The sequence below is a fragment of the Streptomyces sp. NPDC093586 genome (assembly GCF_044764905.1).
Taxonomy (GTDB): Bacteria; Actinomycetota; Actinomycetes; order Streptomycetales; family Streptomycetaceae; genus Streptomyces.
Genome location: NZ_JBIWJA010000019.1, coordinates 12,711 through 31,891, shown reverse-complemented (window position 1 = coordinate 31,891; position 19,181 = coordinate 12,711). Strand labels below are relative to the sequence as shown.

The following is a 19,181-nucleotide window of genomic DNA, read 5'->3' as shown; positions in this document are numbered from 1 at the left end:
GGCGGCGGGCGGGAGGGCCGGGCCCGGCCCGGCGTCTCCTGGCGTTCCGCGCGGCCCTGGCTGGTGCGGGCCTGCGCGGCCGTGGGTCTGGTCGTGGCCTACTTCCTGCTGCCGCTCGACCGGCTGGGCCCCGACCGGCCCGTACTGAGCTGGCTGCTGTTCGGCCTGGCCCTGGCGGTCGTGGCCGCGCTGCTGCTGCGGCAGATCCGCCACGTCCTCACCGACCGCACCGGCACCCACCCCGGCGTGGTCATCGCGCTGCTGGTCCTGCTGTCGGTGCACGTCTTCGCGGCGGCCTACTACACCCTGGCCAAACAGCCCGGCGAGTTCAGCGGACTGCGCACCCGCGTCGACTCCCTGTACTTCACCGTCGTCACCCTCGCCACCGTCGGCTACGGGGACATCACGCCCCGGGGCCAGACGGCACGGGTCGTGGCCATCCTGCAGATCCTCTACAGCTTCGTCTTCCTCACCGCCGCCGGAACGGCGCTGGGGCAGCAGCTGCGCTCCCGGGTGGTCCGGCGCACGGCCGAGGGGACCGCCCGTGACGCCCCGGCACCGCGCCCGCCGCCGCAGGCGTGAGGAGATCTTCGCCACGTCCGGCGAGGACGGCTGCCGCCCATGACGGAGCGTCGGCGCGGAAAGCACCCGCGGGTACGGGCCGGACCGGGGCCGGCAGCGGGGAGGCCCGCTTGTCACCACCCTCGTGGGCGCACTACTGTCGCCACGCCTTGGTGAACGGGAAATCCGGTGAAGTACCGGTGCGGCCCTCGCCACTGTGATCGGGAAGTCCGGCTCCGGCCCTCACGGGCAGCCACTGGGTTCTTGCAACCCGGGAAGGCGGAGTTCGGGCGGTGGTACCCGTCAGCCAGGAGACCGGCCAAGGCGCGTCGTCCATCCACGAGGTGCTGGAGAGGGTCTGCTGAGCCATGCACATAGCCGAGGGCTTCCTGCCTCCGGCGCACGCGATCGCCTGGGGTGTCGCGTCCGCGCCGTTCGTCGTCCACGGAGTACGGTCGCTCACCCGTGAGGTCCGGGAACATCCCGAGAGCACGCTGCTGCTCGGGGCGTCCGGTGCCTTCACGTTCGTGTTGTCGGCCCTGAAACTGCCCTCCGTCACCGGGAGTTGTTCGCACCCCACCGGGACCGGTCTGGGCGCCGTCCTGTTCCGGCCGCCGGTCATGGCGGTCCTGGGCACGATCACCCTGCTCTTCCAGGCCCTGCTGCTCGCCCACGGCGGTCTGACCACGCTCGGCGCCAACGCCTTCTCGATGGCGATCGCCGGCCCCTGGGCCGGATACGGCACCTACCGCCTGCTGCGCCGGTTCGGGGCACCGCTGATGGTCACGGTGTTCTGCGCGGCGTTCGTCGCCGACCTGTCCACGTACTGCGTCACCAGCGTGCAGCTGGCGCTGGCCTTCCCCGACCCGGGCAGCGGGTTCCTGGGCGCACTCGGCACGTTCGGGTCCGTCTTCGCCGTCACGCAGATCCCGCTCGCGGTGAGCGAGGGTCTGCTCACGGTGGTCGTGATGCGGCTGCTGGTGCAGTCCAGCAAGGGGGAGCTGGCCCGGCTGGGCGTGCTGCCGGCGGGCACCGGCGAGCGCGAGGAGGCGGTCGTCCGATGAGCCGCAACACGAAGATCAACGTCCTGCTGCTGGCCGTCGTGGCCGCGCTCGCGGTGCTGCCGCTGGTGCTCGGCCTCGGCGACCACAAGAAGGAGCCGTTCGCCGGTGCCGACGCCGAGGCGGAGACGGCGATCACGGAGATCCAGCCGGATTACAAGCCGTGGTTCTCGCCGCTGTACGAGCCGCCGTCCGGGGAGATCGAGTCCGCGCTGTTCGCCGTGCAGGCGGCGCTCGGCGCGGGCGTGCTGGCCTACTACTTCGGTCTGCGCCGGGGACGGCGGCAGGGCGAGGAGCGCGCGGCCCGGGCCGCCGCCCGGCAGGACGCGCACGCTCCCGAAGGGGACTGAGTGCTGCCGATCGACGCGGCGGCGCACAGCAGCCGGTGGCGCCACCGCCACCCCGTGGACAAGGCCGTGCTCGGACTGGGCCTGACCGTGCTCGCGATCTCGCTGCCGCCCTGGCCGGGCGCGGCGCTGGTGCTGGTCGCGGCGCTGGCCGTGCTGCTCGGCCCGGCGGGGGTGCCCGCGCGGCGGCTGTGGCGGGCGTACCGGGTGCCGTTGGGGTTCTGCGTGACCGGCGCGCTGCCGCTGCTGGTGCGGGTCGGGGGACCGGGCGGGTTCGTGGGTGTGGCGGACGGCGGTGCGGTGCGTGCCGGGGAGCTGCTGCTGCGTACGTCGGCGGCGTCCCTCGGGGTGCTGCTGTTCGCGTTCACCACGCCGATGTCCGACCTGCTGCCCCGTCTGGTGCGGGCGGGGGTGCCCGCGCCGGTGGTGGACGTGGCGCTGGTGACGTACCGCATGAGCTTCCTGCTGCTGGACTCCGTGCGCCGGATCCGCGAGGCGCAGGCCGCGCGGCTGGGGCACACCACCCGGGCCGCCGCCTGGCGTTCGCTCGGCGGGCTCGGCGCCACGGCGTTCGTGCGGGCCTTCGACCGGGCGACGCGGCTCCAGGCCGGGCTCGCCGGGCGCGGCTACGACGGCACGCTGCGCGTGCTGGTGCCGAAGGCCCGGGTCTCCGTGCCCTTCACGGCGGCGAGCGTCGCGCTGCTGGCGGCGTTGACCGCCCTCACCTTCGTACTGGAAAGGCCGTTGTCGTGAACGAGTCCGCCGAACCGGCCCTGGTCTCCCTGCGGGGCGCGTCCTTCGGGTACGAGGAGGGGCCACCGGTGCTGAGCGGCCTGGACTTCGAGGTGCGCGAGGGGCGCGCGCTGGCGCTGCTGGGCCGCAACGGCAGCGGCAAGACGACGCTGATGCGGCTGCTCAGCGGCGGACTGCGGCCGCACACCGGGCGGTTGAGCGTCGAGGGGCGGCCGGTCACGTACGACCGGGCGGGACTGACACGGCTGCGGACCACCGTGCAACTGGTGGTGCAGGACCCGGACGACCAGTTGTTCGCCGCGTCCGTCGCCCAGGACGTGTCGTTCGGGCCGCTGAACCTGGGGCTGCCGGACCCGGAGGTCCGCTCCCGGGTCGAGGAGGCGCTCGCCGCGCTGGACATCGCCGCGCTGGCCGACCGGCCCACGCATCTGCTGTCGTACGGGCAGCGCAAGCGGACCGCGATCGCCGGTGCGGTCGCGATGCGGCCCCGGGTGCTGATCCTCGACGAACCGACCGCCGGGCTCGATCCGGACGGGCAGGAGCGACTGCTGGCCACCCTCGACCGGCTGCGGGAGGGCGGCACCACGGTGGTGATGGCCACGCACGACGTGGATCTCGCCCTGCGCTGGTCGGACGACGCCGCCCTGCTCACCCCCTCGGGGGTGCACACCGGCCCCACGGCGGCGACGCTGGCCCGCACCGACCTGCTCGGCCTGGCGGGGCTGCGGCTGCCGTGGGGCGTGGCGGCGGCGCGGCTGCTGTGCGCCCGGGGGCTGCTGGCGGACCCGGCTCAGGGCCCGCGCACGGCGGAGGACCTGGCGGCCCTGGCCGACTGACCCGTTTCAGGGCGCCGTTCAGTTCGCGTCGCTGTACTCGGCGTCCCGGGCCGGAGCCGGCTCGTCCGCGGGCCGGTGCTGTGCGGCGGCGCGGTGGCCGGGCAGGACGGCGAGGACGATCAGGGTGCCGGCGGCCATGATGATCCCGCCGATCAGGCTGGTGCCGGCGACGCCGTGGGCGAACGCCTCGTGGACGGCGTCGACCAGCGCCCGGGCCTGCTGCGGGCCGCCCGACGACGACTTCGCGACGTGCTCGGCGACCGCGAGTCCGCCGCCGACGGAGTCCTGGGCGGTGTCCAGTGCGGCGGCCGGGAGCCGGCCTCCCACCAGGTCGCCCAGTTCGTCGCGGTAGGCGGTGCCGAGCAGGGAGCCGAGGACGGCGATGCCGAGCGAGCCGCCGAGTTCCAGGGCGGTGTCGTTGGCGCCGCCGCCGACGCCGAGTTCGCTCTCCGGGAAGGAGCCCATGATGGTGTCGGTGGCCGGGGAGACACTGAGGCCGATGGCGAGACCGAGCAGCAGCATCGGGGCCAGGAAGCCGGAGTACGTCGAGTCCTTGTCGACGAGGACGAGCAGGAAGACACCGACGGTGCCGATCACCATGCCGGACCCGATCATGGCCTTGACGCCCAGCTTCGGGGTCAGGCGCCCGGTCACGACGGCGCCGACGAACACGGCCCCGGCCAGCGGCAGCAGCCGTACGCCGGTCTCCAGGGCACCGTAGCCGAGGACGAACTGCAGGAACTGCGTGGAGTAGTAGATGGCGCCGTAGGTGCCGAAGAAGAAGAACAGCACGGCCAGCATCGAGCCGCTGAACGGCCGCTGCAGGAACCGGCGCACGTCCAGCATGGGCTGCGGGTGGCGCAGTTCCCAGGCCACGAAGGCCACCAGGCCGACGACCGCGACGACGGCCGCGGTCACCGGGCCGGCGCCCCAGCCGAAGTGCGGGCCCTCGATGGTCGCGTAGACCAGGCTGCCGACGGAGACGATGGAGAGCAGACCGCCCACGTAGTCGATGCGGCCCATGCCGGCCGCCCGGGACGGGGGCACGAGGACCAGCGCGCCGATGACGGCGAGGACGGCGATGGGGACGTTGACCAGGAAGGTCGAGCCCCAGGAGTGGTCGCCGAGCAGCCAGCCGGCGACCAGCGGGCCGACGGCGATGGCGAGTCCGGAGGTGGCCGTCCAGGCCGTGATGGCGCGGGCCCGTTCCCCCCTCGGGAACATGGCGACCAGCAGGGACAGCGTGGCCGGCATGACGACGGCGGCGCCGACGCCCATGATCGCGCGGGCCGCGATGACCAGGCCGGTCTCGTGGACCAGGCTGCCCATCACCGAGCCGCCCGCGAAGATCACCAGACCGGCGATCAGGGCGCCGCGGCGGCTGTACTTGTCGCCGATCGCGCCCAGCACCAGCATCAGCGCGGCGTACGGGACGGTGTAGCCGTCGATGACCCACTGGAGGTCGCTGCTGCTCAGGCCCAGGTCGGCGGTCATGGCCGGGGCGGCCACGATCAGGGACGTGTTCGCCATGACGACGATCAGCAGGCTGAGGCACAGCACGATCAGGGCCCACCAGCGCCGTGGATACGGACCGGTCATCTTCTCGACGGGTGTGGTGGCCAGTAGGGGCATGGAAGGGCTCCCGGGTACGAGGGCAGGTTAATTGCCCATCGGTGTGCAGATTAATCACAGCGTAGATTCTTGCCCACCGATGTGCAAACAGCCTTCGGGTACCCGCCGGCGCCCACTGCACGCACCCGGATCTCGCGCGGGGCCGAGCGGGAACCGGGCCGCGCCCCGGCGGCACGCGCACCGGGGCGGCCGACGTGGCACACCGTCACCCGTACGGGACTTGACGGGGCGGGCCGCGCCGATCGAGGGGGTCGCCGGGGGCGGCAGGGGCGGTGCGGCCATCGCAGCGCCGGTCACGGCGGGGTCACCGCCGACGCCGCCACGAGGACGGCGTATCGGGCACGGGGAGCCGGGCGGGCCCCGTGTGAGGGGGTCCGGTCACGCGAGGAGCGGGAACGGAACCGCGGGAAACGGGAAACCGAACCGCGGGAAGCGGGACCGGAACCGCGGGGGTCAGTCGCCGGTCGTCGGGTTCGCGGGGACCGTCGGAGCCACGGACTCCACGACGGTGCGGGCCCGGTCCTGCGGCACACCCGCCGCCACGAGCACGGCGGCGACGGCCCGGGTGCCGTCGTCCTCCAGCGCGCCCGTGTTGACCTGCTCCAGCAGGGCGACCGTCATCGCCTCCAGCCCGGCGCTCAGCACGGCGGGCGGCAGGTGGGCGGGGAAGGCGCCGTCGCGCTGGCCGCGCTCCAGGATGGCGGTGACCTCGGCGCGGGCCGGCGTGAGGATCTCGGCCACGCGCTCCGCGCCCAGATCGTGCCGGGCCAGCGCCAGCAGCATCCGGTAGCGGTCGCCGACGGGCCACATCATCAGCAGGAAGTACGCGAGGGCACGCTCGGCCGGTTCGGCCGGCCCGGACCCCTCCGCGGCCGACGCCATCGTGCTCCGCAGCACCTCGGAGGCCTCCTCGGCGAGGGCCTCCAGCAGCGCCGCGCGCCCCGGGAAGTGACCGAACAGGGTGCGCCGTACGACGCCGGCGGCCCGCGCCAGTTCTTCCAGGGTGGTGTCCGGGTTCCGCCCGAGCTCCCGGCGGGCCGTGGCCAGGATGCGCGCCCGGTTGGAGCGCGCGTTGCGTCGCTGCGGCTCGCGGGCCACGGGCTTGGACACGGGAGAACCTCGGTGGATCGGGGCGGCGGTTCGCGGGGCGGGACGGCGGGACGGCGGAACGGCGGAACGTCCATTCTGGCACGGGGGGCTTCCCCGGCCCGGTAGCCGTCCTCGGCCCCGCAGGCACCGGTCGCCGCACCGGGGTCGTGGACGCTCGCCCCGGTGCGGCGGTCCGGCCGCGGCCGGACCGCGTCAGTCCAGGCAGAACTCGTTGCCCTCGGGGTCGGTCATCACGATGAAGCCGGCGCTCATCGGGGGTTCGGGCTCGAAGCGGCGCACCCGCGTCGCGCCCAGCTCGACGAGCCGCTCGCACTCGGCCTCCAGCGCCGCCATCCGCTCCTCCCCCTGGAGTCCGGGGGCCGCCCGGACGTCGAGGTGGACCCGGTTCTTGGCGGTCTTGTCCTCCGGGACCCGCTGGAAGAACAGTCGCGGGCCGTGCCCGTCCGGGTCCTCGATGGCCGATCTGCCGTTGCGCTGCCCCTCCGGCACGCCGATCCGCGCGAGGAAGTCGTCCCACGCGGCCAGCGGATCGGTGCCCTCGGGCACGTCGACTCCGGGCGGACCGGGGTGGACGTAGCCCAGGACGTCGCGCCAGAAGCTCGACAGTGCCCGGGGGTCGTGGGCGTCGAAGGTGACCTGGAAGTGACGGCTCATCGGGTTGCTCCGTTCGCAGCGGGGTGTCGGTCGAGTGCGTCCGTGCGCATCGCTCCCACCCTGGCACCGCTCGCGGCCGAAGTCGGCCGGTTTCCCGGAACCGCGTCACGAATGCGGCCGACGGCCGGCGGGGTTCACTCGCCGGCGCTGGGGACGGACCGCCGGAGCGCTCGGGTGAGGCGTTCGACGGCGTCGTCGCCGGCGGGCGCGGTCCCGGTGAGGGTGCCGACCAGCGCCTGGGCGAGGACGATCCCCTCGGTGATCCTCGTGTCCTCGCGCTCGTCGCCCGTGAGCGCGCCGAGCACGGCGTCGCGTACGAAACGGGAGATGCCGGGGTCGCCGTAGAGCCCGGGGAAGGAGAGGGCCATCAGGCACACGCCGACGTTGGCCGTGAGGATCGACTGACCCGCCAGTTCCAGGGGCGCGCGCAGTCGTCCGGCGGCGCGGCAGCGCTCCAGGGCCGCCAGGAGCAGGGCTCTGGCCTCCTCGATGGCAGGCGGCCCGGCCTGAGGGGCCGGCGTGAACATCAGCCGGTACAGGTGAGGGTTGTCCAGAGCGAACGAGACATGGCTGTCCCAGGCCGTGCGCAGGTCCGCCACCGGGTCGTCGGTCGTCGGGTTGCGGCGCTTGTTCGCGAGGAAACGCTCGAAGCCGATGCCCGCGACCGCCGTGAGCAGCCCTTGTTTGTCGCCGAACTGGCGATAGATCTCGGGCATGCCGACCTTGGCCCGTTCGCAGATGGCCCGGGTCGAGATGGCCTGCGCGTCCTTGGACGCGAGCAGTTCCTCGGTGGCGGCCAGGATGCGCTCTCGTGCCGTCGACATGCGGTGATGCTAGCAGCCCTGGAAGCGTCGCTAACACCGTGGAGCTGCATGTTTCCCCTCCGAAGGTGCCTGACGGAAAACACTGCTTCACAGTGCTCACATCATGTGTTAGCGTCGCTCACATCCTTCTCCGATCCTTAGGCGGTTGGTTCATGTCCACGACGACCCTGCGAGCACTCACCGGCGCCGACGAGACGCCCGCGTCGCTCGGCAACGCCACGCTCATCCTGGTCGACTACCAGAACGTCTACACCGGCGGCGTGATGGAGCTCGACGGCTGGAAGCCCGCGCTGGAGGCCGCCTCCGGGCTGCTGGCCGCGGCCCGCCGGGCCGGCGCGACGGTCATCCACGTCCAGGAGGCGGGCTACGACGTGGAGTCCGAGGCCGGCCGGATCCACGAGAGCGTCGCGCCCGTCGAGGGGGAGGCCGTCGTCGTCAAGAACGTCCCGAACGGCTTCCACGGCACGGATCTGGGGGCGCACGTCGACGCCGCCGGCAACGACGACGTCGTCATCGCCGGGTTCATGACCCACATGTGCGTCCTGTTCACGACGGAGGGCGCGTCCCTGCGGGGCAACCGGCCCACCGTCGTCGCGGACGCCTGCGCGACGCGCCCCCTGCGGACCATGCACGCGGGAGGCACGTCGCTGACCGCCCGGCAGCTCCACGACGGCGCCCTCGCGACGATCACCGACCGGTACGGCGTCGTCGTCCCCTCGCTCGCGGAGCTGAGGTAGTCCCTCGAGCGGTCGTCCGCGGCGGGGCGGCGGTCCGCTCCGTTCCGCCGGCTCCGCGGCGGGCGTCGGTGTCCTGAGCGCCGGGCGGGGTGCGACGTCACGGGGCCCAGGGGCGGAGTGTCTCCGGGTTGAGCACGCCCCGGACGTGCCGGATGCGGTCTCCGGCGATGTCGAACGCGTACACCGCCACCGGCGTGCCGGCGTGCTCGGCCACCAGGCCGGGCCGCCCGTCGACGGTCCGCTCGCCGAGTTCGAGGCCGAAGACCCTGTCGGCGATCCGGACGAAGAAGTGCGCCACCTGCTCACCGCCCTCGATCGGGTGGGCGACGGCGGTGACGCGTCCGCCGCCGTCGCCGACCGCCGTCGCCGCGGGGTCGAGGAGGCCGATGAGGGTCCCGATGTCCTTCGGCCTCCCACGCCCGCCTGAAGTCCCCGACGACGCCGGCGGCTAGGTCGGCGGGCGACGGAGGGGACGGCGGCCGCGCGTCGCGCAGACGGCGGCGGGCCGAGGAGGCCAGTTGGCGGCAGGCCGCCGGGCTGCGGCCGGCGAACCGGCCGCAGACCCACTTCTCGAGGAGATCGCGATCTTCTCGAGGAGATCGCGATGACGGCACACGAATCCGACATCAGGGCACTGCTGGAAGAGCGCGTCGAGGCCAGCCGGACCAAGGACATCGGCCGGCTCATGTCCCTCTGCTCCGACGACATCGTCCACTACGACGCCGTCCTCCCGCTCCAGTTCACGGGGCGCGCGGAGGTCGGCGCCAACGTCCTGCGGTGGTTCGGCGGTCACGAGGGCCCGATCGGTCCGGAGACGCACGCGCTCACCGTCGCGGCGGTGAGGGGGGCCTCGCCTTCGCGCACATGCTCCACCTGGAGTCCGGCACGCGCAGGAACGGACTCAGCACGGCCGTATGGGTGCGGGCGAGCCCGGGGCCGAGGCGGTCGGACGGCAGGTGGCTGATCACGCAACGAGCACATCTCCCCGCCGATCGACCCGGAGGGCCTCCAGGCGTGGTTCCCGCCGGACAGGTGAGGCGGGCGGCGACCGCTCTCAGAGCATGATGAGCAGGCGGGTGTCCGGCTTGAGCTTCCTGTTCACCGAGCGGCTCTGCACGTACACCTCCAGCTCGGGGTTGTTGCCCGCCTTCACGGACACGGTCCCCTGGACGCCCGTGCCGAACAGGAGGCTGCGCGCCGCGTCCCCCGTGTAGGCGCGATCGGTCTTCTTCTCGACCACGATGACCTCCTTGTTGGGCTGGACCAGAGCGCGGGCGCCCAACTGGTAGTAGCAGGAGCCGCGTTCGTACGTCACGCCCGGGTGCGAGTCGACGAAGGGGCGGATCTCGATCTCCTTGTCGACCTTCAGGAGCCGGTACCTGTCGGCCGGGATCGGTTCGAGGTTCGCCCGCACGTCGTCGACGGATATGTCCTGGCCGACGGCGAACAGGTTCTTCGTGCCGCGCACGCCCTGCTCGCGGCCCCTCAGGAAGCTGGTGGCGGCGGCCCGCACGGTGCCGATCGCCTCCTCGACGCCCTTCTGCGAGTCCGCGTCCCAGATGGCGATGTTGCCGGCCGGGAAGCCGTAGTTCTGGGCGGTGCGCTTCGCCAGGGAGTTCGGGACGAGGATCGCGGACGTCCAGTGGCCCGGGAGCCCGTTCATCTTCGCCGTGATCCTGTCGAGCCAGGGGCCGAGGATGGTCATGTCGCCGTCGTGCCGCCGGTCGCCGCCGGAGGCGTTCTCCTCGCCGTCCGTCACCACGATCTGGAGGAAGCTGTGCTCGCCGTACTCCTCCCAGATGTGCCCCAGGTCGTCCAGGGACTTGAGGGAGGCCTCGATCAGGGCCGTGGCGCCGTTGTTGACCTTGTAGAGACCCCGCATGGACGGCAGGTGCTTCACGTCCATGTCCCAGACCAGGTTCTCCACGCGGTGGTCGAAGGAGTAGAGGCTGATCCGGGTCTCGTGGCCGAGGCTGTCCGACTCGGCCTTCAGGCCGGCCACGAACTCGTCCACGACGCGGACGAGCTGGCTCTGGTGCTGGTGCATGGAACCCGAACAGTCCACTACCAGCGCGACGTGGTTCACCTTGTGCTGGATCCTGTTGGCGGACATGGTTCTGCTCCTTCTGCGAGGCTCCCCGACTGATGCTCGAACACTAGGGGGAGGCACTGACAACGGCTCCTGACGCGCGGTCACCCGTCTCCGCCCGGCGGCGCGCCCGGCACCGAGGGGATGCCTGCCGACGGGGGCCGGGCTCACCGCGCCGACTCCTGCGCCTATTACCGGGAAGGGAAATGCGTCCGCGTAATTCCTGAACGTCCCCCCGCACCTGCGGTGAAATACGGCCCGTGATCCTGGTACGTGCGAGGCCGAGTTCGCTGAGGCGGGTGCGCGGTGGTCGCGGGACGGACCTGCTCCGCCACCCTGCGTGGGGGTGTTCGCGCGACGTGCGGGACGGCGGCGGAAATCGGTCGTGACAGAGTCTTGACCGGCAGACCCGCGGCACCGTATTTTCAACCGGACCGACTCGTGAGCTGCTGGAAGGAGGCGAAGTCGGATGTCGATCATCTCCGACCTGCATCGCCTCGCGCAGCGGACCGTCTGGGTCCCGGGTCGTGTAGCACACGGCTGCTGAACAGCCCCCTCTTTCCCGGCGTGCCGGATCAACGGCCCCGGTGTCCTCTGATCTCTTCACCCGTCCGCGGCATGCCCTCGCATGCTGATTCTCGGCCGGAATTCTCACGCTTCAGCTGCGCCACCGAAAGAGAAAGCCCCCCTGAAATGGCGACGAGCATCATCTGTACGACCGCGCTCCGAAATGAGGATGTGCCATGGTAGAGGCACGGATCACGGTCAATGGAAAGAGCACACCGATTTCCCCGGCCGCGCCCCGGACGACGGTCCTGGATTTCCTGCGCGAACGTGGCCTCACCGGGTCCAAGGAAGGCTGCGCCGAGGGCGAATGCGGCGCGTGTTCGGTCCTGGTGGCCCGCCCCGGGGTGAACAAGCCCACCGACTGGGTGGCGGTCAACGCCTGCCTGGTCCCGGTCGCGTCCCTCGACGGCCAGGAGATCGTCACCTCCGAGGGCCTCGCCACCGCCGGTGAGCCCGGTACGCCGCCCGTGCTGCACCCGGTGCAGGAGGAGATGGCGGTGCGCGGCGGCTCCCAGTGCGGTTACTGCACGCCGGGGTTCGTCTGCAGCATGGCCGCCGAGTACTACCGGCCCGACCGCTGCGCGCACGCCCCCACGGACGCCGACGCGGCCGGCGGCGCCGACGCCGAGCACGGTCCGAACGGCTTCGACCTGCACGCGCTGAGCGGGAACCTGTGCCGCTGCACCGGTTACCGCCCGATCCGCGACGCCGCGTTCGCCGTCGGCGCGCCCGCCGAGGACGACCCGCTGGCGCGGCGCCGCGAGCAGTCCCCGCCCGAGCCGGTCGCCACCGAATACGCCCAGGACGGCAGCGTGTTCGTGCGGCCGGGCACCCTGGCCGAGACGGTCCGGCTGCTGCGCGAGCGGCCCGACGCGGTGGTGGTCGCGGGCAGCACCGACTGGGGCGTCGAGGTGAACATCCGCTCCCGCCGCGCGGATTGCCTGGTCGCCGTCGACCGGCTGCCCGAACTGCGGGAGCTGCGCGTCGGGTCCGGCCACATCGAGATCGGTGCGGCACTGACGCTCACCGAGATCGAGCGCCGTCTCGACGGTGACGTCCCGCTGCTGGCGGAGCTGTTCCCTCAGTTCGCCTCCCGGCTCATCCGCAACAGCGCGACCCTCGGTGGGAATCTGGGGACCGGCTCCCCCATCGGTGACAGCCCGCCGGTGCTGCTCGCGCTGGAGGCGTCGCTGGTGCTCGCCGACGCCGACGGTGAGCGGGTGGTCCCGCTGGCCGAGTACTTCACCGGCTACCGGCAGAGCGTGCGCCGTCCGGGCGAGCTGATCCGCGCGGTGCGGATCCCGCTGCCGCTGTCGCCCGTCACGGCCTTCCACAAGATCGCCAAGCGGCGTTTCGACGACATCTCCAGCGTGGCGGTCGCCTTCGCGCTCGACATCGAGGACGGCGTCGTCCGCAAGGCGCGCATCGGCCTGGGCGGCGTGGCCGCCACCCCGATCCGCGCCCTCGCCGCCGAGGCGGCCCTGGAGGGCAAGCCGTGGGCGACGGAGACCGTCGAGGCCGCGGCGCGGGTGCTGCGGGCCCAGGGCACGCCGATGGACGACCACCGCGCCAGCGCCGGCTACCGCGCCGCGATGCTCGGCCAGAGCCTGCTGAAGCTGTACGCACAGACCACCACCGAGGCGGTGTCGTCATGAGCCATCTGTCCGAGCGTCCCGAGAAGCCCGTCGTCGGTGTCTCGATGCCGCACGAGAGCGCGACCCTGCACGTCACCGGCGCCGCGCTCTACACCGACGACCTGGTCCACCGCACCAAGGACGTGCTGCACGCCTACCCGGTGCAGGTCATGAAGGCCCACGGCCGGATCACCGCGCTGCGCACCGAACCCGCGCTCGCCGTGCCCGGCGTGGTGCGCGTCCTGACCAAGGCCGACGTGCCCGGCGTCAACGACGCCGGCATGAAGCACGACGAGCCGCTCTTCCCCGACGAGGTCATGTTCCACGGCCACGCGGTCGCCTGGGTGCTCGGCGAGACCCTGGAGGCGGCCCGGCTCGGTGCGGCGGCCGTCGAGGTGGAACTCGACGAACTGCCCGCCCTGGTCACGCTGCAGGACGCGATGGAGGCCGGCAGCTACCACGGTGCCCGGCCCGTGATGGAGGCCGGCGACGTCGACGCTGGCTTCGCCGAATCGACGCACGTGTTCACCGGCGAGTTCCAGTTCGCCGGCCAGGAGCACTTCTACCTGGAGACGCACGCCGCGCTCGCCCAGGTCGACGAGAACGGGCAGGTGTTCGTCCAGAGCAGCACCCAGCACCCGTCGGAGACGCAGGAGATCGTCGCGCACGTGCTGGGCCTGCCCAGTCACGAGGTGACCGTGCAGTGCCTGCGCATGGGCGGCGGCTTCGGCGGCAAGGAGATGCAGCCGCACGGGTTCGCGGCCGTCGCCGCGCTCGGCGCCAGGCTCACCGGCCGGCCGGTCCGGTTCCGGCTCAACCGGACCCAGGACCTGACCATGTCCGGCAAGCGCCACGGCTTCCACGCCACGTGGCGGATCGGCTTCGACGCCGACGGCCGCATCCAGGCGCTGGACGCCACCCTGACCGCGGACGGCGGCTGGAGCCTGGACCTGTCCGAGCCGGTGCTGGCCCGCGCGCTGTGCCACATCGACAACACGTACTGGATCCCCAACGCGCGCGTCGCCGGCCGCATCGCCAGGACCAACACGGTCTCCAACACCGCCTTCCGCGGCTTCGGCGGACCGCAGGGCATGCTGGTGATCGAGGACATCATGGGCCGCTGCGCGCCGCTGCTCGGCCTGGACCCCATGGAGCTGCGCGAGCGCAACTTCTACCGGCCGGGCCAGGGCCAGACGACGCCGTACGGGCAGCCGGTCACGCAGCCCGAGCGGATCTCCACCGTCTGGGAGCAGGTCAAGCACGACGCCGGCATCGCCGACCGCAGGCGGGAGATCGCCGCCTTCAACGCCGCGCACCCGCACACCAAGCGGGCCCTCGCGCTCACCGGCATCAAGTTCGGCATCTCGTTCAACCTCACCGCCTTCAACCAGGGCGGCGCGCTGGTGCTGATCTACAAGGACGGCTCGGTCCTGATCAACCACGGCGGCACCGAGATGGGCCAGGGCCTGCACACCAAGATGATGCAGGTGGCCGCGACCACGCTGGGCATCCCGCTGCACAAGGTGCGCCTCGCCCCGACGCGCACCGACAAGGTGCCCAACACCTCGGCGACCGCGGCGAGTTCCGGCGCGGACCTCAACGGCGGTGCGATCAAGAACGCCTGTGAGCAGCTGCGCGAACGGTTGCTCCGGGTGGCAGCCTCCCAACTGGGCGCCAACGCCTCGGACGTACGCATCGTCGAGGGCGTCGCGCGCGCCCTGGGCAGCGACACTGAGCTGGCCTGGGACGACCTGGTGCGCACCGCGTACTTCCAGCGGGTGCAGCTGTCGGCGGCCGGTTTCTACCGCACCGAGGGGCTGCACTGGGACGCGAAGTCTTTCCGGGGCTCGCCGTTCAAGTACTTCGCCCACGGCGCCGCCGCGACCGAGGTGGAGGTGGACGGCTTCACCGGCGCCTACCGCATCCGGCGGGTGGACATCGTGCACGACGTCGGCGACAGCCTGTCCCCGATGATCGACATCGGTCAGGTCGAGGGCGGGTTCGTGCAGGGCGCGGGCTGGCTGACGCTGGAGGACCTGCGCTGGGACACCGGCGACGGCCCGAACCGCGGCCGGCTGCTGACCCAGGCGGCGAGCACGTACAAGCTGCCGAGCTTCTCGGAGATGCCCGAGGAGTTCAACGTCACGCTGCTGGAGAACGCCACCGAGGAGGGCGCGGTGTACGGGTCCAAGGCGGTCGGCGAGCCCCCGTTGATGCTGGCGTTCTCGGTGCGCGAGGCGCTGCGGCAGGCCGCCGCGGCGTTCGGACCGGCCGGGATCAGCCTGGAGCTCGCCTCCCCGGCGACCCCGGAGGCCGTCTACTGGGCGATCGAGGCCGCCCGCAGGGGCGGTACCCGGGGCGACGGCGACGCCCGCGAGGTCCCCGCCGGCAGCGACGCCCTGAGCAATGCCTGACATGACGTGGGTGGCCGCGGTCGCGCGGTTGCGGGACCGCCGGGAAGCCGGCGTGCTCGTGACCGTCGCGGCCGTGCGCGGTCACGCCCCCCGCAAGGCCGGTGCCAAACTCGTGGTGGGCGGGTCCGGGACGTGGGGGTCGATCGGCGGCGGCAACATCGAGGCGGTCGCGATCGACCGGGCCCGCGAACTGATCGGCACGCCCGGTGCCGAACCGGAGCTGATGGAGTTCAAGCTCAACGACAAGGTCACCAACCGGCACGGCGTGCAGTGCTGCGGCGGAGCCGTCACCGTCCTGCTCGAACCGCTGCCGGTGGTGCCGGCGGTGGCGGTCTTCGGCGTCGGTCACGTCGGCCTGGAGCTGGCCCGCGTCCTGGCCCGCCACCACCTCGACCTGCACCTGATCGACAGCCGGCCCGACATGCTCACCGACGAACGGCTCGGTGTGCTGGCGGACGCGGTGGCGCGGGTCCACGTGCACCACACGCCACTGCTGCCGGAGGAGGTGCTCGAGGAGCTGGCGCCGGGCACCCACGTCCTGATCATGACGCACGACCACGCCGAGGACGCCGCCCTGGCCGACGCCGCCCTGCGCACCGAGGGCCTCGGCTCGATCGGCCTGATCGGCTCGGCCGCCAAGTGGGCGCGGTTCCGGCACCGCCTGGCCACCGAGGGCGGCCACGACGCCGCCACCATCGACCGGATCAAGACCCCGATCGGACTGGCCGGGATCACCGGCAAGGAACCCGCCACGATCGCGGTGAGTGTCGCGGCGGACCTGCTCATGACCTTCGAACGGGACCGCCGCTGAGCGGGGCGGGCGTCCCGGGCCGGCCGGCCCGGACCTCGAGTCAACCCACAGGGACGACGGCGGACCGGCCTTGTAGGACTCTACGAAGAGCCGGTCTCCGCCTGCGGGGTTTTCATGTTTTCCACCCCTGGCCGACCCTCCTCGGCAGGCTGTGTACTTCTCGCACGAGCCGCCCTTCGCACGCCGCCCTCGAGGGCCGGCAGGTGCGGCGGTGTCCCGCATGGGCAGGGCTTACGGGGAGATCCCCACCGTTTCCGAGAAGGAGTGACCGTGACCGCGCACACCCAAGAAGCGAGCGTCCAGGACCTCAAGCACGCCTGGATGGAGAAGGCGATCAGCCTGGCCACCGACAGCGTGCGCAACGGCGGCGGCCCGTTCGGCGCGCTGGTCGCCAAGGACGGACAGATCGTCGCGGTCGGGAACAACCAGGTCACCGCGACCCTCGATCCGACGGCGCACGCCGAGGTGAGCGCGCTGCGTGCCGCCTGCCGGGAACTGGGCGTCTTCTCGCTCGAGGGCTGTGTCCTCGTCACCTCGTGCGAACCGTGCCCGATGTGTCTGTCCTCCGCGCTGTGGGCGCGCGTCGACGGGATCGTCTACTCCGCCGACCGGCACGATGCCGCGGTGGCCGGTTTCGACGACCGCAAGTTCTACGACCTGTTCGACAAGAAGCCCCAGGCGGTGTGGCCGACGTGGATCGAGCACCTGGACCTGCCGCACCGCACGGCGCCGTTCGACGCGTGGCTGGCCAAGTCCGACCGCGTCGATTACTGACATCACCTCAGCGGCAGGCTTTCATCCTGCCCGGGCGGTGGTGCCCCCGCACGTCACCACTGCCCGGCCGGTCTTGTGGCGCCGCGGTGACGGCCGCTGCCCAGCCTCCGAAGCGGCAGCCCGACGTGCTCTCCCGCACCTGGGACCGCGGCTGCCGAAGCGGCCGCCCGCCGTGTTCCCCGGAAGGCTCCTCGCGGTGGGCGGCCGCTCGTCCGTTCGCGGGGCTCGCTGTGCCGAGCCGCGCGCTTCGCCCGTGCCGGGTGAACCGGCGCCCCGAGCCCCCGTCGTCCCCCACGGACGAGCCCCGGGTACCGGGGCGGCCACACCGGACCGCGTCCGCGGAGAGCGGCCCGTCCAGTCCACCAGCCCTCAGACACGTGATGACGCACGACTCGAGGCGGCCGCGACATACGACCGGATACCCAAGACGGAGGCGGCACGGCGACACGGTGCGGATCCGGCACATCGGGGCCCGGGGCATGCCGTTCACCGCTGTGACGTGTCGTGCGCCGGCGGCGGTCGCCGGTCCGCCCCCGGCGCGGAGAGGCATCACGATGAGACGGCGGAGTCGGGGGCAGCAGCCTCGCGGCCCTGGGTGTCTACGGCACCAGGACGACCTTGCCGACCACGGTGCCGGATTCCGCGAGCCGTACCGCTTCGCCGACCTCGGTGAGCGGCACGCGTGCGGCGACCTGGGGGGTGAGCCGGCCGTCGGCGAGCAGGGTGAGGACCTGGGTCAGGTCGGCGTGCAGTCTGGCGCGGAAGGTGTCGAGCCTGCGCCGGCCGGCCCATATGGTGTAGAAGTGGGCGCCCTTGCCGTCCGGGAGGGCGTTCCACAGCGTCAGGCGGGCGAGCAGCTTGAGGACCGGGGTTCTGGAGGAGCCCTGGATGTCGCGGGTGGAGGCGGTGCCGTAGGAGACGAGGGTGCCCTTGGCGGCGAGCAGGCGGTGGGAGACGACGATGCCCTCGCCGCCGACGTGGTCGAAGACCGCGTCGTAGCCCTGTGGGGCGTGGCCGCGCAGTTGTTCCTCCAGGTCGGGTGTCCGGTGGTCGACGGGGAGTGCGCCCAGGGCCCGGACGGCGTCGTGGTGTTTGGCGGAGGCGGTGCCGACGGCCCGGGCGCCGGCGATGCGGGCGAGCTGGACCAGGGTGGAGCCGACGCCGCCGTTCGCGCCGTGCACGAGGACGGTGCGGCCGGGGCGGACCTTCGCCAGGCGGTGGAGCATCTGCCAGGCGGTGATGCCGTTGACCACGAAGGTCTCCGCCTCGGCGGAGTCGGCCGGCTCGGGCACCTCGGTCAGGTCGCCGGCCTCGACGGTGACGTGGCTGGCCCACTGGCCCCCGGGGCCCGGTCGCGGAAAAGCCCTGGGCGTCTGGGGAGCGGCCTCCGCGGCGGGCGGAGCCGCGGGCGTCCTGCTCGGCGGTGTGCTCACCGGCGCCCTGGGCTGGTGGGCCGTCTTCGCCGTCAGCGCGCTCCTCGCCCTGCCCGCGATCGCGGCCACCCCGCTGCTCCTGAGCCGGGGGGAGCGGGGGCGCACCGCCCGCCTCGACATACCCGGCGCGCTCGTCGTGACGGCCGGACTCACCCGCCTCGTCCTCGGCCTGGGCGCCAGGGGCCGACTGCCGGTGCCGGACTTCGCCGCCCCGGCGGCCGGACTGTTCCTGCTGCTGATGCTCATGCCCGTCGAGCGGCGCACGCGGGATCCGCTGCTGCCCCCCGCCCTGCTGCGCGACCGTTCGGCCGTGACGGGCAACGTCCTGATGCTGCTGCTCGGAGCGGTCTGGGTCGCCACGTTCTTCTTCCTCCCGCTCTACCAGCAGAAGGTCCTCGGCTACCCGCCCCTCGACGCGGGCCTCACCCAGGTGCCGCTCGCCGCGGCCCTGATGGCGGCGTCCTGGGGTGCGGGGAGGCTGCGGGGCACGCTCCTGCCCGGCCTCCTCGTGCTCGCGGCCGGACTGCTGCGGCTGGCCCGGCTTCCCGTCGACGGGACCTTCCTCGCCGACCTGCTCGGCCCGTCCGTCCTCATCGGTGCCGGTCTGGGCCTGGCCTTCGTCCCCCTGACCGCGCTGGGTGTCGCGGACGTGGAGCCCCGGCACGCCGGCATCGCGGGCGGGTTGATCAACACCTCCCGGCAGGTCGGCGGCGCCCTCGGGCTCGCGGCCCTCACCACCCTCGCGAGCCCCGCCGCCGGCCGGGCCGTCCCCGGCCCCGCGGCCCTGGCCCACGGCTACCGCCGCGCTCTCGTGGCGGCGGCCCTCGTCGCGCTGCTCGCCGCCGCCGGAGCCGGCGTCCACCTGCTGCGCGTCCGCCGCCGTCCCGCGGCGACGCCGTCGGCGCACACCGCCGACTCCCCCGCCGGCCGGGGCTGAACCCCGC

At 72.9% G+C, this 19,181-nt stretch carries 19 protein-coding genes and 1 riboswitch; of the genes, 12 read left to right on the top strand and 7 right to left on the bottom strand.

Features of this window, described 5'->3' with window-relative positions; all coding sequences use genetic code 11:
- The first annotated feature begins 60 nt into the window (after positions 1–60).
- The 5 genes from ACIRFH_RS20545 to ACIRFH_RS20525 all read left to right on the top strand — a co-directional run bounded on the left by ACIRFH_RS20545 (position 61) and on the right by ACIRFH_RS20525 (position 3,558).
- Positions 61–582, top strand: coding sequence for a potassium channel family protein (locus tag ACIRFH_RS20545; RefSeq protein WP_403522807.1), 522 nt, complete (start codon positions 61–63; stop codon positions 580–582).
- A gap of 133 nt (positions 583–715) precedes the next feature.
- A riboswitch (cobalamin riboswitch) is annotated at positions 716–900 on the top strand.
- Between the two features lie 29 nt (positions 901–929).
- The gene (locus ACIRFH_RS20540) at positions 930–1,625 is read left to right on the top strand and encodes an energy-coupling factor ABC transporter permease (protein WP_403522545.1); all 696 of its coding nucleotides are present in this window, start codon (positions 930–932) and stop codon (positions 1,623–1,625) included.
- Positions 1,622–1,972, top strand: a complete 351-nt coding sequence (locus ACIRFH_RS20535; protein ID WP_403522542.1) for an energy-coupling factor ABC transporter substrate-binding protein — start codon at positions 1,622–1,624, stop codon at positions 1,970–1,972. The genes ACIRFH_RS20540 and ACIRFH_RS20535 overlap by 4 nt, the downstream gene beginning before the upstream one ends.
- Positions 1,973–2,722, top strand: a complete 750-nt coding sequence (cbiQ, locus tag ACIRFH_RS20530) for a cobalt ECF transporter T component CbiQ (RefSeq protein ID WP_403522539.1) — start codon at positions 1,973–1,975, stop codon at positions 2,720–2,722. It abuts the gene before it with no gap.
- On the top strand, positions 2,719–3,558 hold the full coding sequence (locus ACIRFH_RS20525) for an ATP-binding cassette domain-containing protein (protein WP_403522536.1): 840 nt from the start codon (positions 2,719–2,721) through the stop codon (positions 3,556–3,558). The genes cbiQ and ACIRFH_RS20525 overlap by 4 nt, the downstream gene beginning before the upstream one ends.
- Before the next feature lie 18 nt (positions 3,559–3,576).
- Here ACIRFH_RS20525 and ACIRFH_RS20520 read toward each other — a convergent pair whose 3' ends face one another.
- The 4 genes from ACIRFH_RS20520 to ACIRFH_RS20505 form a co-directional block, all read right to left on the bottom strand.
- On the bottom strand, positions 3,577–5,190 hold the full coding sequence (locus tag ACIRFH_RS20520) for an MFS transporter (protein WP_403522534.1): 1,614 nt from the start codon (positions 5,188–5,190) through the stop codon (positions 3,577–3,579).
- A 453-nt stretch (positions 5,191–5,643) separates the two neighbouring features.
- A complete protein-coding gene (locus tag ACIRFH_RS20515) occupies positions 5,644–6,300 on the bottom strand; it encodes a TetR/AcrR family transcriptional regulator (RefSeq protein ID WP_403522531.1) in 657 nt (218 codons plus the stop codon).
- 192 nt (positions 6,301–6,492) lie between these two features.
- Positions 6,493–6,954, bottom strand: coding sequence for a VOC family protein (locus tag ACIRFH_RS20510; RefSeq protein ID WP_403522529.1), 462 nt, complete (start codon positions 6,952–6,954; stop codon positions 6,493–6,495).
- 134 nt (positions 6,955–7,088) lie between these two features.
- Complete coding sequence (locus tag ACIRFH_RS20505; RefSeq protein WP_403522526.1) at positions 7,089–7,778, bottom strand: TetR/AcrR family transcriptional regulator; 690 nt, start codon at positions 7,776–7,778, stop codon at positions 7,089–7,091.
- A gap of 152 nt (positions 7,779–7,930) precedes the next feature.
- On the opposite strand from ACIRFH_RS20505, the gene ACIRFH_RS20500 reads away from it, so the two are divergent.
- The gene (locus ACIRFH_RS20500; RefSeq protein WP_403522523.1) at positions 7,931–8,515 is read left to right on the top strand and encodes an isochorismatase family protein; all 585 of its coding nucleotides are present in this window, start codon (positions 7,931–7,933) and stop codon (positions 8,513–8,515) included.
- A gap of 97 nt (positions 8,516–8,612) precedes the next feature.
- Here the strand turns inward: ACIRFH_RS20500 and ACIRFH_RS20495 are convergent, their stop codons facing one another.
- Positions 8,613–8,813 (bottom strand): hypothetical protein, encoded by a 201-nt coding sequence (locus ACIRFH_RS20495; RefSeq protein ID WP_403522520.1) that lies wholly within the window; start codon positions 8,811–8,813, stop codon positions 8,613–8,615.
- Positions 8,814–9,119: 306 nt separating this feature from the next.
- Between ACIRFH_RS20495 and ACIRFH_RS20490 the strand changes: the two genes are divergently transcribed.
- On the top strand, positions 9,120–9,479 hold the full coding sequence (locus ACIRFH_RS20490) for a hypothetical protein (RefSeq protein ID WP_403522517.1): 360 nt from the start codon (positions 9,120–9,122) through the stop codon (positions 9,477–9,479).
- A 90-nt stretch (positions 9,480–9,569) separates the two neighbouring features.
- On the opposite strand, the gene ACIRFH_RS20485 is transcribed toward ACIRFH_RS20490, so the two are convergent.
- A complete protein-coding gene (locus tag ACIRFH_RS20485) occupies positions 9,570–10,628 on the bottom strand; it encodes a VWA domain-containing protein (RefSeq protein WP_403522514.1) in 1,059 nt (352 codons plus the stop codon).
- A gap of 719 nt (positions 10,629–11,347) precedes the next feature.
- Here ACIRFH_RS20485 and ACIRFH_RS20480 point away from each other — a divergent pair.
- The 4 genes from ACIRFH_RS20480 (at position 11,348) to ACIRFH_RS20465 (ending at position 16,804) form a co-directional block, all read left to right on the top strand.
- A complete protein-coding gene (locus ACIRFH_RS20480) occupies positions 11,348–12,826 on the top strand; it encodes a xanthine dehydrogenase small subunit (RefSeq protein ID WP_403522511.1) in 1,479 nt (492 codons plus the stop codon).
- A complete protein-coding gene (gene xdhB, locus ACIRFH_RS20475; protein WP_403522508.1) occupies positions 12,823–15,219 on the top strand; it encodes a xanthine dehydrogenase molybdopterin binding subunit in 2,397 nt (798 codons plus the stop codon). Before ACIRFH_RS20480 ends, xdhB begins: the two co-directional genes overlap by 4 nt.
- Position 15,220: 1 nt before the next feature.
- Positions 15,221–16,030, top strand: coding sequence for a xanthine dehydrogenase accessory protein XdhC (gene xdhC, locus ACIRFH_RS20470; protein ID WP_403522804.1), 810 nt, complete (start codon positions 15,221–15,223; stop codon positions 16,028–16,030).
- A 264-nt stretch (positions 16,031–16,294) separates the two neighbouring features.
- On the top strand, positions 16,295–16,804 hold the full coding sequence (locus tag ACIRFH_RS20465; RefSeq protein WP_403522505.1) for a nucleoside deaminase: 510 nt from the start codon (positions 16,295–16,297) through the stop codon (positions 16,802–16,804).
- 599 nt (positions 16,805–17,403) lie between these two features.
- On the opposite strand, the gene ACIRFH_RS20460 is transcribed toward ACIRFH_RS20465, so the two are convergent.
- A complete protein-coding gene (locus tag ACIRFH_RS20460) occupies positions 17,404–18,096 on the bottom strand; it encodes a zinc-binding dehydrogenase (RefSeq protein WP_403522502.1) in 693 nt (230 codons plus the stop codon).
- Here ACIRFH_RS20460 and ACIRFH_RS20455 point away from each other — a divergent pair.
- Complete coding sequence (locus tag ACIRFH_RS20455; protein WP_403522500.1) at positions 18,050–19,174, top strand: MFS transporter; 1,125 nt, start codon at positions 18,050–18,052, stop codon at positions 19,172–19,174. The two genes, ACIRFH_RS20460 and ACIRFH_RS20455, sit on opposite strands and share 47 nt — an antisense overlap.
- Positions 19,175–19,181 lie beyond the last annotated feature (7 nt).

What these genes read in the sequence shown, in the direction of transcription:
- ACIRFH_RS20540 (WP_403522545.1), top strand. Translation starts at nt 930, where the DNA reads ATGCACATAGCCGAGGGCTTCCTGCCTCCGGCGCACGCGATCGCCTGG.
- ACIRFH_RS20535 (WP_403522542.1), top strand. Translation starts at nt 1,622, where the DNA reads ATGAGCCGCAACACGAAGATCAACGTCCTGCTGCTGGCCGTCGTGGCC.
- ACIRFH_RS20505 (WP_403522526.1), bottom strand. Translation starts at nt 7,778, where the DNA reads ATGTCGACGGCACGAGAGCGCATCCTGGCCGCCACCGAGGAACTGCTC.
- ACIRFH_RS20480 (WP_403522511.1), top strand. Translation starts at nt 11,348, where the DNA reads ATGGTAGAGGCACGGATCACGGTCAATGGAAAGAGCACACCGATTTCC.
- ACIRFH_RS20490 (WP_403522517.1), top strand. Translation starts at nt 9,120, where the DNA reads ATGACGGCACACGAATCCGACATCAGGGCACTGCTGGAAGAGCGCGTC.
- ACIRFH_RS20500 (WP_403522523.1), top strand. Translation starts at nt 7,931, where the DNA reads ATGTCCACGACGACCCTGCGAGCACTCACCGGCGCCGACGAGACGCCC.
- ACIRFH_RS20510 (WP_403522529.1), bottom strand. Translation starts at nt 6,954, where the DNA reads ATGAGCCGTCACTTCCAGGTCACCTTCGACGCCCACGACCCCCGGGCA.
- xdhC (WP_403522804.1), top strand. Translation starts at nt 15,221, where the DNA reads ATGACGTGGGTGGCCGCGGTCGCGCGGTTGCGGGACCGCCGGGAAGCC.
- ACIRFH_RS20485 (WP_403522514.1), bottom strand. Translation starts at nt 10,628, where the DNA reads ATGTCCGCCAACAGGATCCAGCACAAGGTGAACCACGTCGCGCTGGTA.
- ACIRFH_RS20520 (WP_403522534.1), bottom strand. Translation starts at nt 5,190, where the DNA reads ATGCCCCTACTGGCCACCACACCCGTCGAGAAGATGACCGGTCCGTAT.
- xdhB (WP_403522508.1), top strand. Translation starts at nt 12,823, where the DNA reads ATGAGCCATCTGTCCGAGCGTCCCGAGAAGCCCGTCGTCGGTGTCTCG.